The sequence below is a fragment of the Hoeflea sp. TYP-13 genome (assembly GCF_040932035.1).
In the GTDB taxonomy this organism is placed as follows: Bacteria; Pseudomonadota; Alphaproteobacteria; order Rhizobiales; family Rhizobiaceae; genus Hoeflea_A.
Genome location: NZ_JBFRBB010000004.1, coordinates 136629 through 151258 on the forward strand (window position 1 = coordinate 136629; position 14630 = coordinate 151258).

13 protein-coding genes are annotated in these 14630 nt (G+C 57.8%); 11 read left to right on the plus strand and 2 right to left on the minus strand.

The window, feature by feature from the left end; all coding sequences use genetic code 11:
* Positions 1-5: 5 nt before the first annotated feature.
* The 8 genes from rplT (at position 6) to ABVT35_RS20930 (ending at position 8835) form a co-directional block, all read left to right on the plus strand.
* Entirely contained in the window at positions 6-407 is a 402-nt protein-coding gene (rplT, locus tag ABVT35_RS20895; RefSeq protein ID WP_368469048.1) for a 50S ribosomal protein L20, read from the plus strand.
* A gap of 125 nt (positions 408-532) precedes the next feature.
* Complete coding sequence (gene pheS, locus ABVT35_RS20900; RefSeq protein ID WP_368469049.1) at positions 533-1615, plus strand: phenylalanine--tRNA ligase subunit alpha; 1083 nt, start codon at positions 533-535, stop codon at positions 1613-1615.
* Positions 1616-1687: 72 nt separating this feature from the next.
* Entirely contained in the window at positions 1688-4102 is a 2415-nt protein-coding gene (gene pheT, locus ABVT35_RS20905; protein ID WP_368469051.1) for a phenylalanine--tRNA ligase subunit beta, read from the plus strand.
* 75 nt (positions 4103-4177) lie between these two features.
* Positions 4178-5563 carry a nicotinate phosphoribosyltransferase gene (locus ABVT35_RS20910; protein ID WP_368469052.1) on the plus strand — a complete coding sequence of 462 codons (1386 nt, stop codon included), beginning with the start codon at positions 4178-4180 and terminating at the stop codon, positions 5561-5563.
* Positions 5564-5565: 2 nt separating this feature from the next.
* The gene (locus ABVT35_RS20915) at positions 5566-6552 is read left to right on the plus strand and encodes a Gfo/Idh/MocA family protein (protein WP_368469692.1); all 987 of its coding nucleotides are present in this window, start codon (positions 5566-5568) and stop codon (positions 6550-6552) included.
* 124 nt (positions 6553-6676) lie between these two features.
* Entirely contained in the window at positions 6677-7279 is a 603-nt protein-coding gene (locus tag ABVT35_RS20920; RefSeq protein ID WP_368469054.1) for a nucleotidyltransferase family protein, read from the plus strand.
* Positions 7266-7787, plus strand: coding sequence for a GNAT family N-acetyltransferase (locus ABVT35_RS20925; RefSeq protein WP_368469056.1), 522 nt, complete (start codon positions 7266-7268; stop codon positions 7785-7787). The genes ABVT35_RS20920 and ABVT35_RS20925 overlap by 14 nt, the downstream gene beginning before the upstream one ends.
* Positions 7788-8013: 226 nt before the next feature.
* Entirely contained in the window at positions 8014-8835 is an 822-nt protein-coding gene (locus ABVT35_RS20930; RefSeq protein WP_368469058.1) for a hypothetical protein, read from the plus strand.
* 91 nt (positions 8836-8926) lie between these two features.
* On the opposite strand, the gene ABVT35_RS20935 is transcribed toward ABVT35_RS20930, so the two are convergent.
* Positions 8927-9301: a GtrA family protein gene (locus ABVT35_RS20935; RefSeq protein ID WP_368469693.1), complete on the minus strand. Its 375-nt coding sequence runs from the start codon at positions 9299-9301 to the stop codon at positions 8927-8929.
* The gene (locus ABVT35_RS20940; RefSeq protein ID WP_368469060.1) at positions 9301-10308 is read right to left on the minus strand and encodes a glycosyltransferase; all 1008 of its coding nucleotides are present in this window, start codon (positions 10306-10308) and stop codon (positions 9301-9303) included. Before ABVT35_RS20940 ends, ABVT35_RS20935 begins: the two co-directional genes overlap by 1 nt.
* A 126-nt stretch (positions 10309-10434) precedes the next feature.
* Between ABVT35_RS20940 and ABVT35_RS20945 the strand changes: the two genes are divergently transcribed.
* The 3 genes from ABVT35_RS20945 (at position 10435) to ABVT35_RS20955 (ending at position 14585) form a co-directional block, all read left to right on the plus strand.
* Positions 10435-12249: a hypothetical protein gene (locus tag ABVT35_RS20945; protein WP_368469062.1), complete on the plus strand. Its 1815-nt coding sequence runs from the start codon at positions 10435-10437 to the stop codon at positions 12247-12249.
* A gap of 63 nt (positions 12250-12312) precedes the next feature.
* Positions 12313-13362 carry a penicillin-insensitive murein endopeptidase gene (gene mepA, locus ABVT35_RS20950; protein ID WP_368469063.1) on the plus strand — a complete coding sequence of 350 codons (1050 nt, stop codon included), beginning with the start codon at positions 12313-12315 and terminating at the stop codon, positions 13360-13362.
* A 197-nt stretch (positions 13363-13559) separates the two neighbouring features.
* Positions 13560-14585, plus strand: a complete 1026-nt coding sequence (locus ABVT35_RS20955) for a glucokinase (protein WP_368469064.1) — start codon at positions 13560-13562, stop codon at positions 14583-14585.
* Positions 14586-14630: the final 45 nt, after the last annotated feature.

Genomic DNA, 14630 nt, shown 5'->3' on the forward strand with positions numbered 1-14630 from the left:
AGATCATGGCACGCGTAAAACGGGGCACGACCGCCCACGCAAAACACAAAAAGGTTCTTGCCCAGGCAAAAGGCTTTTACGGCCGCCGCAAGAACACAATCCGTACCGCAAAAGCGGCAGTTGACCGCTCGAAGCAGTACGCCTATCGCGACCGCAAGGTCCGCAAGCGCAATTTCCGCGCTCTCTGGATTCAGCGCATCAATGCCGCTGTCCGCGAGCACGGCCTCACCTATGGACGCTTCATCGACGGCCTCAACAAGGCCGGCATCGAAGTCGACCGCAAGGTTCTTTCCGATATGGCGATCAATCAGCCCGAAGCATTTGGCGCTCTGGTTGCAAGTGCGAAAGCCTCGCTGGAATATCTCAAAGACACCACACCGAATGCTTTTGAAGGCGCTGTCCGGTAAGCCAGCGTTTTCCCAAGGCATGAAAAGACAGATTTGGGAAACCCGCGCTGGCAGGGCCGGCGCGGGTTTTTTGTTGAAATGAACGACAGATGCTGAACACCAACGGTTCAACGGGAAAAGAAAATATGAGTGATCTGGAGCAGCTCGAGCAGTCAATACTCGCGGAAATCGAGGCATCAGACAGCGAGCAGTCGATCGAAACCGTTCGGGTGTCGGCGCTCGGCAAAAAAGGCAGCATTTCCGAAAAGCTGAAGACGCTCGGCAAGATGACCGCTGATGAACGCAAGGTCATGGGCCCCGCCATCAATGGCATGAAGGCGCGCGTCACCGATGCCATCGCGGAGCGCAAGTCGGTGCTGCATGACATTGCGATCAACGAGCGTTTGGCGCATGAAACCGTCGACGTGACCTTGCCGGTGCGCCAGTCGCCGGCTGAAGCGGGCCGCATTCATCCGATTTCGCAGGTCATGGATGAGATCACCGCCATTTTTGCCGATATGGGCTTTTCGATTGCCGAAGGTCCCGATGTCGAAACGGACTACTATAATTTCACCGCGCTGAATTTTCCCGAAGGTCATCCGGCGCGGGAAATGCACGATACGTTTTTCTTCAACCCCGATGAGGAAGGCGCGCGCAAGCTTCTGCGCACCCACACCTCTCCGGTCCAGATCCATACGATGGAAAAGCAGAGCCCGCCGATCCGCATCGTCATTCCGGGCAAAACCTATCGCTGCGACAGCGATGCGACCCATTCGCCGATGTTCCATCAGCTCGAGGGGCTGGTGATCGACAGGAATTCCAACGTCGCCAATTTGAAATGGGTGCTGCAGGAATTCTGCAAGGCCTTTTTCGAAGTGCCGTCGCTGAACATGCGGTTCCGGCCATCCTATTTCCCGTTCACCGAGCCGAGTCTGGAACTTGACATCCAGTGCGACCGCTCCGGCACCGAAGTGCGCTTCGGACAGGGCGACGACTGGATGGAGATCCTCGGCTGTGGCATGGTCAATCCGAATGTCCTGCGCAACGTCGGGCTGGACCCGGACGAGTATCAGGGATTTGCCTGGGGGATCGGCATCGACCGCATCGCCATGCTGAAATACGGCATGCCGGACCTGCGCGCCTTTTTTGACGCAGATGTGCGCTGGCTGAACCATTACGGCTTCCGCCCGCTCGACATGCCGACGCTGTTTTCCGGCCTCAGCAGCTGATTTTCCTGAAATTTTGACAACGCCATATGCCGCCGCAAGCCGGCACAATCGATCGAGACCACGGACAAACCGATGAAATTCACACTCTCCTGGCTGAAAGAACATCTCGACACCGAGGCAACGCTCGATGAGATCACCGAAGCGTTGAACATGATCGGGCTGGAAGTCGAAGCCGTCGATGACAAATCGGCATTCAAGCCGTTTGTCATAGCCAAGGTTCTGACGGCAGAGCAGCATCCTGATGCCGACCGTCTGCGCGTATTGTCGGTCGATACCGGCAGTGGCGATCCGGTGCAGGTGGTGTGCGGTGCGCCCAATGCCCGCGCCGGGCTTATCGGCGCGTTCGCGCCGACCGGTACCTATGTGCCGGGTATCGACCTCACGCTTTCCGTCGGCAAGATCCGCGGTGTCGAGAGCCACGGCATGATGTGCTCGGAACGCGAGCTGCAGATGTCCGATGAGCATGACGGTATCATCGATCTCGAAGGCGAATTCGAGATCGGCGGCAGTTTTGCCGCCCAAGCGGGTCTTGACGATCCGATGATTGAAATCGGTCTGACGCCGAACCGGCCCGACTGCACGGGCGTGCGCGGCATTGCCCGCGATCTGGCGGCCTATGGCCTTGGAACGATGAAGGACGGGCATACGCCGCCGGCCGGCGGAACCGGACCGTGCCCGGTCGGTCTTACTCTCGAATTCGGCGACACCCAACCGCTGTGTCTGGGCTTTGCGTTGCGTATGGTCAGGGGCGTTGAGAACAGGCAGAGCCCGCGCTGGATGCAGCAGCGGCTGACGGCAATCGGTCTGCGCCCGATCAACGCGCTGGTGGACATCACCAACTACGTTACCTTCGACCGCGGCCGCCCGCTGCACGTTTTTGACGCCGCCAAGGTCAACGGAAATCTGGTTGTGCGCCGTGGCCGCGAGGGCGAAAGCGTGCTGGCCCTCGATGAACGCGAATATGCAGTCAATTCGGACATCTGCGTCATCTCGGATGATCACGGTGTCGAATCCATTGCCGGCATTATGGGCGGCGAAGGGTCCGGTTGTGATGAAAACACCACCGATGTGCTGATCGAATCGGCCCTGTGGGATCCCTATAACATTGCCCGCACCGGCCGCGATCTCGGCATTATCACCGACGCCCGCTACCGTTTCGAACGCGGTGTCGACCCGGCCTATATGGCGGAAGGCATGGAACTTGCGACCAGGCTGGTTCTGGAGCTGTGCGGCGGCGAGCCGACGCAGCCGATTATTACCGGTTATAGCGAGCCGGAAATGAAGGTCGTTGAATTCCCCGTATCCGAGGTCAAGCGGTTGACCGGTATCGACGTTCCGCGCGATGAGAGCCTCGACATCCTGCGCCGTCTTGGCTTTGAGCCGTCGGGTGACGGCGAAATTGTCGACGTCAAGGTTCCGACCTGGCGGCCGGATGTCGACGGCAAGGCCGACCTGGTCGAAGAGGTGATGCGTATTTATGGCGTCAACCGCATCGATCCGCAGCCGCTGCCACGCAATACCGTCGTCGGCGAACGCATCCTGACGACCTTGCAGATCCGCACCCGTGCGGTACGGCGCGCACTGGCGGCGCGCGGCATGATGGAAGCGGTAAACTGGTCTTTCGTTTCCGCCGAACAAGCCGAATTGTTCGGCGGTGGAAGCGATGCCCTTAAGCTCGCCAATCCGATTGCCGCCGAAATGTCGGACATGCGCCCGTCGCTGTTGCCCGGTCTTCTGGCGTCTGCTCAGCGCAATGCGGACAAGGGACATGGCGACCTGAGCCTGTTTGAGGTTTCGGACACCTATTCCGACGACAGCTATGCGGGGCAGCACCGCGTTGCCGCAGGCATTCGCCGCGGCACGGCCAGGCTCGATGGCGCCGGCCGCCACTGGAACAGCGCGTCGCCTTCGGTCAGCGTGTTTGACGCCAAGGCCGATGCGCTTGCGGCTCTTGAAGCCTGCGGTGCCCCTGTCGGCCGCGTTCAGATTGAAGCAGGCGGGCCAGGTTGGTATCATCCCGGCCGCAGCGGCACGATCAAGCTGGGCCCGAAGGTGGTGCTGGGAACATTTGGCGAATTTCATCCAAAGACACTCGATAAGATGGATGTTTCCGGACCTGTCTGCGGTTTTGAGGTCGATATCGACGCCGTGCCGGAGCCGAAGCGCAAGGCGACACGCACCAAGACACCGCTGGAGATCTCTCCGTTCCAGGCACTCAAGCGTGATTTCGCCTTCGTTGTTGAAAGCTCCGTTGCAGCCGGCGAGATCGTCAAATCGGCTGCCGCGGCGGACAAGAAACTGATTTCAAACGTCAGCGTGTTCGATATCTTCGAAGGCTCATCGCTTGGCGAAGGCAAGAAGTCGGTCGCCATCGAAGTTGATATCCAGCCAACGGACCGTACGTTGACGGATGCAGATCTTGAGGCGCTTGCCGATCAAATTGTCGAGAATGTCGGCAAAAAAACCGGTGGCGTTCTGCGCGGATAGGGTATGCTTGAACCAAGTTATGCTAATAGTGAGCATAACGCGGCTCATTCATAGGGCGAGGGTCGGATTGTGAACATGATCCTGAATACCGACAGTTACAAGTACTCCCATTTCGCCCAGTATCCGCCCGAAACGGCTGCGATTTCGGCCTATGTGGAAAGCCGCCCGGGCGGGCGCCACGACCACGTGCTGTTTTTCGGACTGCAGATGTTCTTAAAGGAATATCTGACGCGCAAGATCACAATGGCCGATGTTGACGAGGCCGATGCGCTGGTTACGGAGCACGGCCTTCCGTTTAATCGCGACGGTTGGGAATTGCTGGTCAAGCGTCATGGCGGCAGTCTGCCGCTGCTGATCGAGGCCCTGCCGGAAGGCATGGTTGTGCCGGCCAGCATACCGCTCGTCCAGATCCGCAATACGGACCCGGATTTCTTCTGGCTGCCGACCTTCATCGAGACGGCGCTGTTGCGCGCGATCTGGTATCCGGCGACCGTTGCCACCGTTTCCTATTATGTGAGGCAAATCATCACCGCCGCCCTGGAGCGCTCCTGTGATGATTATACCGATGTCCTTCCATTCCGCCTCCACGATTTTGGTGCCCGCGGTGCCACTTCACTGGAGCAGGCGGGGCTTGGCGGTGTTGCGCATCTCGTCAATTTCATGGGCACCGATACGGTGTCCGGCATTGTCTATGCCCGCAAATATTACGGCGAGCACATGGCCGGATTTTCCATTCCCGCCGCTGAACATTCGACCATGACAGCCTGGGGCGAGGAACGTGAGGCCGAAGCTTACGGCAACATGATCGAATCCTTCGGAGGCGAAGGAAAAATGGTCGCTGTTGTCTCCGATTCCTATGATCTTTACCGCGCTGTCTCGGAAATCTGGGGCAAGGAATTGCGGTCGAAGGTCGAACAGATGGGCGGCACCCTGGTGGTTCGGCCCGATTCGGGCGATCCGACGGTGGTTCCCATCGACACGGTCGATATGCTCGGTGAAATTTTCGGCTTCACGAAAAATGCCAAGGGTTACAAGGTGTTGAGCCCGGCAGTGCGGGTCATTCAGGGTGACGGCGTGACGCCGGACACCATCAAGATCATCCTCGACCGGTTGATGGAGCGGGGCTGGTCTGCCGAAAACATTGCCTTCGGCATGGGCGCCGGGCTGCTTCAGAAAGTCAATCGCGATACGCTGCGCTTTGCCATGAAAGCCAATGGGCGGCTCGACAAAAACGGCAAATGGACCGGTGTTCACAAGGATCCGAAAACCGATCCCGGCAAGGCTTCCAAGCGTTACCGCCAGGCAGTGATCGTCGAAGACGGAAAACCGATGGCCGTGCCGCTGAAGGAACTTGGAGCGCGACAAAACCTGATGCAACCGGTCTGGCAGGACGGTGCGCTTTTGAAAGACTGGACATTTGCCGAAATTCGCGAACGGGCCGCCAGAGGAGACTTCAAATGACAATGATCCGGTGGGGCGTTCTTTCGACCGCCAGTATTGCGCGTAACCAGTTGCTGCCGGCCATGCAGGATGCGCAAAACGGTGTTGTGACCGCGATAGCCAGCCGCGATCTGGAACGTGCACGAAAGGTGGCCGATCGCTTCGGCGCACCGCACGCATTCGGCTCCTATGACGAACTTCTGGTGTCCGATACCGTTGATGCCGTCTATATTCCCCTGCCGACAAGCCAGCACGTCGAGTGGAGCCTGAAGGCGGCGCAGGCCGGCAAGCACGTCCTGTGCGAAAAACCGATTGCGCTCAAGGCCGATGAAATCGATGCCCTGATCGCCGAACGCGACCAGTCCGGAAAGATCATATCCGAGGCCTTCATGGTCAGTTATCACCCGCAATGGGCCAAGGTGCGCGAGTTGATCGAGTCCGGCGCCATCGGGCGCCTGCGCCATGTCAGCGGGATGTTCACCTATTTTAATACCGATCCGGATAATATGCGCAACCGGCCGGAACTCGGCGGCGGCGGCCTTCCGGACATCGGCGTTTACCCGACCGTCACCGCCAGGCTTTCAACCGGCCGGGAGCCGGTAAAGGTGCGTGCGACGGTGGAACGCGACCCACGGTTCGGCACCGACACCTATGCCAATGTGACAGCCGATTTTGGTGAATTCGATCTCAGTTTCTATTGTTCAACGCAGATGGCGCTGCGCCAGGAAATGCTGTTTCACGGCGAAAAGGGAAGCATCGAAATCACCGCCCCGTTCAATGCCGGCGATTATGGCCATGCCTTCGTCACATGGCACGATCAGGCCCGCGACCGGTCGGAGATATTCCGCTTTGCCGGTGTACGTCAGTACCGAAACATGCTGGAAGCCTTCGCCAGTGCGGCGCTCAATGCGGAAGGCGAACTGTTTTCGCTCGAGAACTCCAAAGCCAATCAGAAATTCATCGATGCGGTCTACCGCGCCGGTGAACATGATGGATGGGAAGAAATCTAGCCGTCGGTCCATTTGTCTGCCGGAAGTATAGGACCGGCCGCTTGAATTTGATTTGCGTGCCCGGCACCATTGAACAGCGTGTCCGAATCGCCGGATACGCGGTCAAGCCGCCCGGGAGCCGAAATTGAATCATCTACGCTATGCCGGCCTGCCGTTTGAAAGGCAGCGGGACATTCTCTTCGACATCGTTCGCAACGAGACGGTCATATATGAGCCGCTCGTCACCGCACGGGATTTCAATCTGCCGCAATGGCGCATCGTGGCCGGCATTATCTACAACACGGTCTGGAATGTGTTGACCGGCCGGCCCGCCAGCAACGGCATCAGGGATGTGGATCTTTTCTACTACGATGACAGCGATCTGTCCTGGGATGCCGAAGACCGGGTCATCAAGCGGGGCGAAGAGGTGTTTGCCGGCTCGAAAATCCCGGTCGAGATCCGCAATCAGGCACGCGTCCATATCTGGTACCCGCAAAAGTTCGGTCAGGATGTCGAGCCATTGCGCAATGGCGACGAGTCGCTGACCCGGTTCTCGTCAAAAACCCATGCCGTCGGCCTGCGCCTCGAGGCGGATGGCCAGCTGGATCTTTGCGCGCCGTTCGGCCTGGATCATATTTTTTCTTTTCAGGTGATTCCCAACAGGGCGCTCTACAACGAGCCCGGATATACGGCCAAGGGCGAAAGGGCAATGCAGGTTTGGCCGGAGCTGACGGTTGAGCCGTGGTAGTGACATGAATGCCGGGAACGAAATCAAGATTGTGCCTTATGCGGCAACACTGAAACAGGCCATTCTGGATCTGTCTCTGAGGGCGTGGCAGCCGGTTTTCCAGGAGATGAAGCCACAGGTTCTTCCATTTGTGTACGATGCCTTCTATCCCGATGGCTGGCAGGCGCGGCAGGTTGCCGATATCGGCGAATTCCTGGACAGGGAAGGCGAACGGACATGGGTCGCACGACACTCGGACAAGGTTTTGGGATTTGTCGGTCTGCGTCTCCATCCGGAAGACAAAATGGGTGAGGTCTATGTTTTGGCTGTTGACCCGGATCACCAGCGCCAGGGCGTCGGGGCAACGCTTATGGCCTTCGCGGAACAGCAGATCCGTAAAGCCGGAATGGACATCGTCATGGTCGAAACCGGTGGAGACCCGGGTCATCAGCCCGCCCGTGCTGCTTATGAGTCGGCCGGCTACGAGCGGTGGCCCGTCGCCCGCTACTTCAAAAAAATCTCAAGCTGATTTGGCTCGGTATGAAATACTAATAGGTTTATATCAAATATACGCGATATACCAATAATAAAAAATAAGTAATTATATTACAAATACGCGCAATGTATTTGTATATACTGCAATTTATTTCATTATCCCTTGGTTGTAGGACTTATTTCTAATACCTCCTGGTCTGGCAATAACATTACCGCGGCGGTAGATATCGCGCCAATGTTGATCAGCGTCGGAGGGCGATATGGACGCAAACAGATTTGAAAATTGTGTCACATTCCATCCCGAAATCCAGGTCATGGAGGTCGATTTTTCCAATGTCACCTTCGATGTTTCGGCAACGGTTCACCAGGCCTATGACGCGGTTGATCGAAAACTGCACGACACGGGAATGAAATGGTTTTTCCTCGTGAACTACCTGAACTGCCGGATCATGACGGAAGCCTGGATCGCTTTTGCCCATCGCGGCAAAAACACCAATCTGTGCTATTCACTGGGAAGTGCGCGCTATGCCGCATCCGGCGATACCAGTGAAGACATCCTGGAAAGCGCAAAACAGGAAAACTTCGATCCGAACCTGTTTCGCACACGCGACGATGCCCTTGCCTATCTGGCAAAATTGCGCAGCGAAATACCGGACGATGAACTTGAACGAAGGCGGGTTCCATCCGTTCCGAAGGAAACCAGGCCGCTGTCTGAGCGGGTGACCTTCCATCCGGATTTGCGGATCATGGAGGTGGACTTTTCCGACTACGTCTTCGCAAGAAGTGCCGATGTGAACAAATTCTACGACGAGATCGACAGGCAGATCACGGCAACCGGGAATAAATGGTACTTCATGGTCAACTACAAAAACACTGAGATCCTTCCCGACGCCTGGCACAGTTGGGCCGTGCGCGGCGGGCGGTTGAATTCTTCATCCTCCCTCGGAACGGTTCGTTTTGACCCAAATGAAAAAACCAAGGAGGATATCAGGAAAAGAGCCCACGCCGATGATTTCAATCCCAATATTGTAGCGACCAGAGAAGAGGCGCTGGCTCGTATTGAGGAGTTGAAACAGAAATGAGGCAGAGTTTTACTTTGAGTTGAATGAACGGTTAAGCCGCTCCAACTCTGTGTTCAAAGCGGACGAATGTTCCATCCGAAACCGGTGCACCCTATCGCCCGAAGACCAGTTTCGCATAACCGGTGTAGGAGAAAATCGTGGCGACGGCGGAGCCAATGGTCAGGGCAATGACCGGCCGCAGGTCGGGAACAAATACCAGTAATCCGGAATAAACAAGATAGTTCAACAGGCTGGTGGCAATGCCGACGCCGCCATAGCGCATGCCTTCGACCGCTGCGTGGCGGTTGCTCTTGCCGAAAGTGAAGTTGCGGTTGAGCAGCCAGGTGACCTGCAGCGCCGCCGCAATAGCAATCAGCCGTGCCGTAAAGGGGTCGAACGCCGTAAAGCGCAACAACCCCATCAAAAGTCCGGCATCTGTTACAAATCCAATTCCGCCGACAACGACGAAACTAAACAGACGTTTTATCATGCAGCGATTGGTTTCCTTGATTTGCCGCGGGACCGGCGCTGATTATCCCCTATGACACGCGGCTGGCTGCGTGTCGTCGGTAGACCCATATACAGCATCCTTTTGTGTTCTGCACGGCTTCGGGCCAAAGAATCCAAAATAACGCCCGAGACAAAAAACAGCATGGAAATCATGAGAAGTGCGATGGCTGCAATCCACGTCGGCACCCTGCTGACGGTGCCCGTGTCGAAATACTCGGCAAGAACCGGCGCCATAAAGGCGAGGCTGGCGGCCAGAAACACTGCGCTAATGCAGGAAAAGAACATAAACGGGCGGGTTTCCTTGACCAGAAGCATCAGGGTCCAGAGGATTTTCGCGCCGTCCTTGTAGGTCGAAAGCTTGCTGCTTGAGCCTTCCGGGCGGCGGCCATAGTCGAGCGTGAGTTCTGAAACCGGCATGCGTAACATTGACGCATGAACCGACATTTCGGTCTCGATCTCAAATCCGCCGGACAGTGCGGGAAAGCTCTTGGCAAAGCGCCGGTTGAACACCCGGTACCCGGAAAAGATGTCGGTGAAATCCTTGCCGAACAGGGTCGTGTAGATGCGGTTGAACAGCTTGTTGCCGAAGGCATGCCCCGTGCGCCCGGCGTCGTCCGTTACGCCGCGCCGCGTTCCCACAACCATGTCGCTGCGTTCCGTGACCAGCGTGCGCACGAGATCCGGCGCGTCTTCCGGTGCGTAGGTGCCGTCACCGTCGGCCATCACATAGATGTCCGCATCAATGTCGGCGAACATGCGGCGAACGACGTGCCCCTTGCCCTGCCTGTGCTCCCGGATAACCGTCGCGCCGGCTGTTGCAGCCAGTATTGCCGTCCGGTCGCTGGAATTGTTGTCGTAGACGAACACATGCGCCTGCGGCAGTTCGCGCCGGAAGCCGGTGACAACGTCGGCAATCGTGGCCTCTTCATTATAGCAGGGCAACAGAACGGCGATCTCGAGATCGTCAAAAATCGGGTCTGGCATCAAATCCTCGCAGGGTCGCGTACAAAAAACGGCTTATCGCGTGCCCTTTACTATTTCTTGGGAAGGTTAAGGCTAGGTTGCTTTCGGCGATTTTTACGAAAGCGTGCTGCGCGGGGAGATACAGCCTTGACCAATTCGCAAGCGATTGCCGCCGGGAAGGCAGGTGGGCATGACGCGGCCAGGATGGCACTGCCGGTGACGGTAACCGCACTGGCAACGGCCGTGTTTCTGGTCGCGATGCACCTTGCCTACGGAACCGACTATGTCGGTACGGACAATGACGACGTCATGCGTCTTGTCCAGATTCGCGATCTGATGGCAGGTCAGGGCTGGTTTGACATGACCCAGTACCGCCTTGGCCTTGAAAACGGCACGCAAATGCACTGGTCGCGTCTCATTGACGTGCCGGTGGCCAATCTGATCGGATTCTTCTCGCTGTTCATGGACATTCGCCAGGCCGAAGCCGCCGCGCTTTTTGTCTGGCCGCTGTTCCTTCTGCTGCCGTTGTTTGTTGGTATCGCCGCTGCGGGCCGCCATCTTGGCGACCGTCCCGGCATGCTTGTTGCACTGTTTCTCGGTGCGTTCTTTGTTGTCGCGCACAATCGCTTTCGCCCGGGAGCAATCGATCATCACAATGCGCAACTGGCGCTGACCATCCTGATGATGGCGGGACTGACAGATCCGCGCCTGAGCAGAGCCTGGTGTGCGGTTGCAGGTGTTTGCGCCGCGCTTGCCATTGCAATCGGCGCAGAGACGATGCCGGTGGTGGCCGTTGGCTGTGCCGCCATCGCCGTATTGTGGGCGGTCATGGGGCAGCCGGCACGGCGCGGTGCGCGCGCCTTTGGTCTTTCCTTCACGGCCACACTTGCCGCCTGCTTTTACGTGCTCACGCCGCCATCCGCCTATGGGGTTATCGCCTGCGACGCTTTTTCCGGCGGTTTTTATATCCTCGGCACGGTCGGCGGCGGCGTTCTGTTTTTCCTTGCGGCCCTGTTTAGCGGCAGGAGCCGTCTGTTCCGGCTCGCGGCCCTTGCCATCGGCGGCGGCGTTATCGGCCTTGTTGCGGTTCTGCTTGTCCCGGGTTGCCTGCAGAGCCCCTTGGCGGATCTTGACCCGCTGTTGCGGACCATGTGGCTCGACAGCGTGACGGAGGCCCGTTCCGTCGTCAGCCAGGTAAAATACAATCCGGAAAACATCGCCGGGTTCTATGCCGTTCCGGTCATCGCCATTGCCGTTTGTTTCTGGCAGGTCTGGCGTGGCGAGCGGCCATGGCAGAATATGGTATTTGCCGCGGCCATCTCCCTCGCTTTTGTCATCTCGCTGGTGCAGGTGCGCGGGTCGGTATTTGCCAATCTCATGGCAATCATTCCGCTGGCGGCCGTCATTGCCGAAAAGCAGCTTTTATACCGCCGGTCAAATCGTCTGGGTGTCGCGGCATTGCAGTATGGCTGTCTTGCATTCGTTTCGATCCAGTTCGTCTGGGCTGTTGCCGGTGTTCTGGTCGTTGACGGCGTCGATGCGGTCAAGACCCATTCGACAGCGGCTGAAGAAGCCGCCGAATCCTGCGCAACGCCGCAAAATCTGGCCGCGCTGGCCGCAGAGCCCAAGGGCGTCGTCTCGGCGGTGTCCAATTTGGGATCGGACATTTTGCGCCATACGCACCACCGGGTACTGTCGGCTCCCTATCATCGCAATCAGGGCGGCATGCTGACGCAATTGCAGATCGCCATGGGCAGCGGGTCGGATGCCGAAGCCTTTATCCGGGGCTCGGGCGTTACGCTGGTTGCCTATTGCTCCAGTGACCCGGAAGCCGCGCGCATTGTTAAGCTTTATCCGGAGAGTTTTTACGGTCTGCTCCAAAAGGGCGAGGTGCCGGATTTTCTGGTGCCTGTCGAAGACGCGCCGGACAATCCGGTCAGACTGTTTCGTGTCGTCCAATAGAGATTGCGCCCGATTTAACGTAAGATGCACCAAATCGATTCCGCCTGCCGGGAGCCTGGAGAAATGACCCCTCGTCTATCGCTTGCCAGACGGCTAATCAGCTTTGCGTCATCGCTTTTGATCATAGTGGCTGCCAGTCAGGCCCTGGCGAGTGACGCGGTACCGGCAAAACAACTCTTCGGCGGCAAGAAGCTTCCGGCGAACCTGCCCGCACAGGCCTATGGATTTTATTCCAAGGGTTGCCTTTCAGGTGGCATTGCGATCGCAACGGACGGGCCCTACTGGCAGGCAATGCGGCTTTCGCGCAACCGCCGCTGGGGGCATCCCGAGCTTATCAAGTTGATCGAGAGACTGTCGCGTGATGCAGCCCAGCACGACGGCTGGCCCGGGCTGCTTGTCGGTGACATATCCCAGCCGCGAGGCGGACCGATGCTGACTGGACATGCCTCGCACCAGGTCGGGCTTGATGCCGATATTTGGCTGACGCCCATGCCCAACCGCCGTTTTACCGCCGCCGAACGGGAGTCAACCAGCGCGATTTCGGTTCTCAAGGCCAAATCCGTCGTAACCGACCCCAATGTCTGGACCGAAGCCCATGGTCGCCTGATCATGCGCGCCGCAAGCTACCCTGAGGTTCAGCGTGTCCTGGTCCATCCCGGTATTAAGAAAAAGCTTTGCGACACATGGAAGGGCGACCGTTCCAAACTCAACAAGGTCAGACCCTATTACGGGCACCACTATCACATGCATGTGCGGATGCGTTGTCCCAAGGGGTCCAGGAACTGCAGGGCGCAGAATGCGGTGCCGGCTGATTCAGGCTGCGGCAAGGCGCTTGACTGGTGGTTCGATGTGGCTCTGAAGCCAAAAAAACCGTCCAAAAAGAAGAAAAAGAAAGCCGGCAAGCCGAAAAAGCCGCGGCACATCATGCTGGGCGATTTACCGTCCGCCTGTGCGGTGGTGCTGAATTCCGCCGGACCGGAATCGGAAGAGGCTGTGACTTTCCGCACCGCGACCAGCGCACAGACGGCCTTTGCGCCTCTAAAGCCGGTAAAATCACCCTTTTCCATGCCGGCGCTGGTCCCGATCCCCAAGCCGCGCCCCTTTGTGCAATAAGATTGCAACAATTCCCCTTTAATGCTGCGATGATGTAAAATTCACGGTGCTGCTGCTTTCAATTGCGTGCGCAATTCCCTATAGGAAGAATTCAAATCGATTTAAAGCGGTAGATTTTCCCCCGGCGATTGCCTTAATTCAAAGGCGCGCGGGGTGCTTGGAGCGAAATGAGCTCATATTTCGGAGACTGACGGAACATGCCCAATATCATGGACCAGGAGGCCATCATCCATTTTCCGATACTGATCGGAGATATCGGCGGCACGAATGCCCGATTTGCGATTCTGGTGGATGCCTATGCCCAGCCCAAGGAGTTTCCGATCCTTGCCACCGCGGATTTCGCAACCATTGAAGAAGCTATTCAGGTCAGCGTTCTGGACAAAACGTCGGTTCAGCCGAGATCGGCGATATTTGCCATTGCCGGGCCGGTCGATGGAGACGAGACCAGGCTGACGAACTGCCCGTGGGTCGTTCGTCCGAAGCAGATGATCAATGATTTTTTCCTTGAAGACGTCATTGTCCTCAACGATTTCGAGGCACAGGCTCTGGCGGCGGCATCGCTGGATGAGGAACACCTGCACGACATCGGCGGCGGCACCTGCGAAGCCAACACGTCGCGTGTTGTCCTCGGCCCAGGAACGGGCCTTGGCGTCGCCGGGCTGGTCTATTCCAACCACAGCTGGATACCGGTACCGGGAGAAGGCGGTCACATCGATCTTGGGCCCCGCACCGACCGGGATTTTGCGATATTCCCGCATATTGAGCGCATTGACGGCCGCGTATCGGCCGAACAGATTCTGTGCGGCAGCGGCATGGTCAATCTCTATCACGCCATCTGCAAGGCGGATGAAAGGACACCGTCCTATTCGGCGCCGCACGAAATCACGGCTGCCGGTCTCGACGGGGCCGACAGCGTCGCTGCTGAAACCCTCTCCCTGTTCGCCAGCTATCTGGGCCGTGTGGCCGGTGACCTGGCGCTTGTCTTCATGGCGCGCGGCGGTGTTTTTCTTTCCGGCGGTATTGCCCAGAAAATCATACCGGTGCTGGAAAAACCGGAGTTCAGGACAGGATTTGAAGACAAGGCGCCCCATGGCGCATTGCTGCAATCGATACCCACCAGCGTTATCACGCACCCGCTGGCGGCTTTGTTCGGCCTTGCTTCGTTTGCACGGACTCCGGTCCGATTTGGAGTGGCGACCGAAGGGCGCCGCTGGAGGGCATAGGCAAAGCGCCGCGAAGCGTATATAGAGCCGCTGTTGATATTAGAT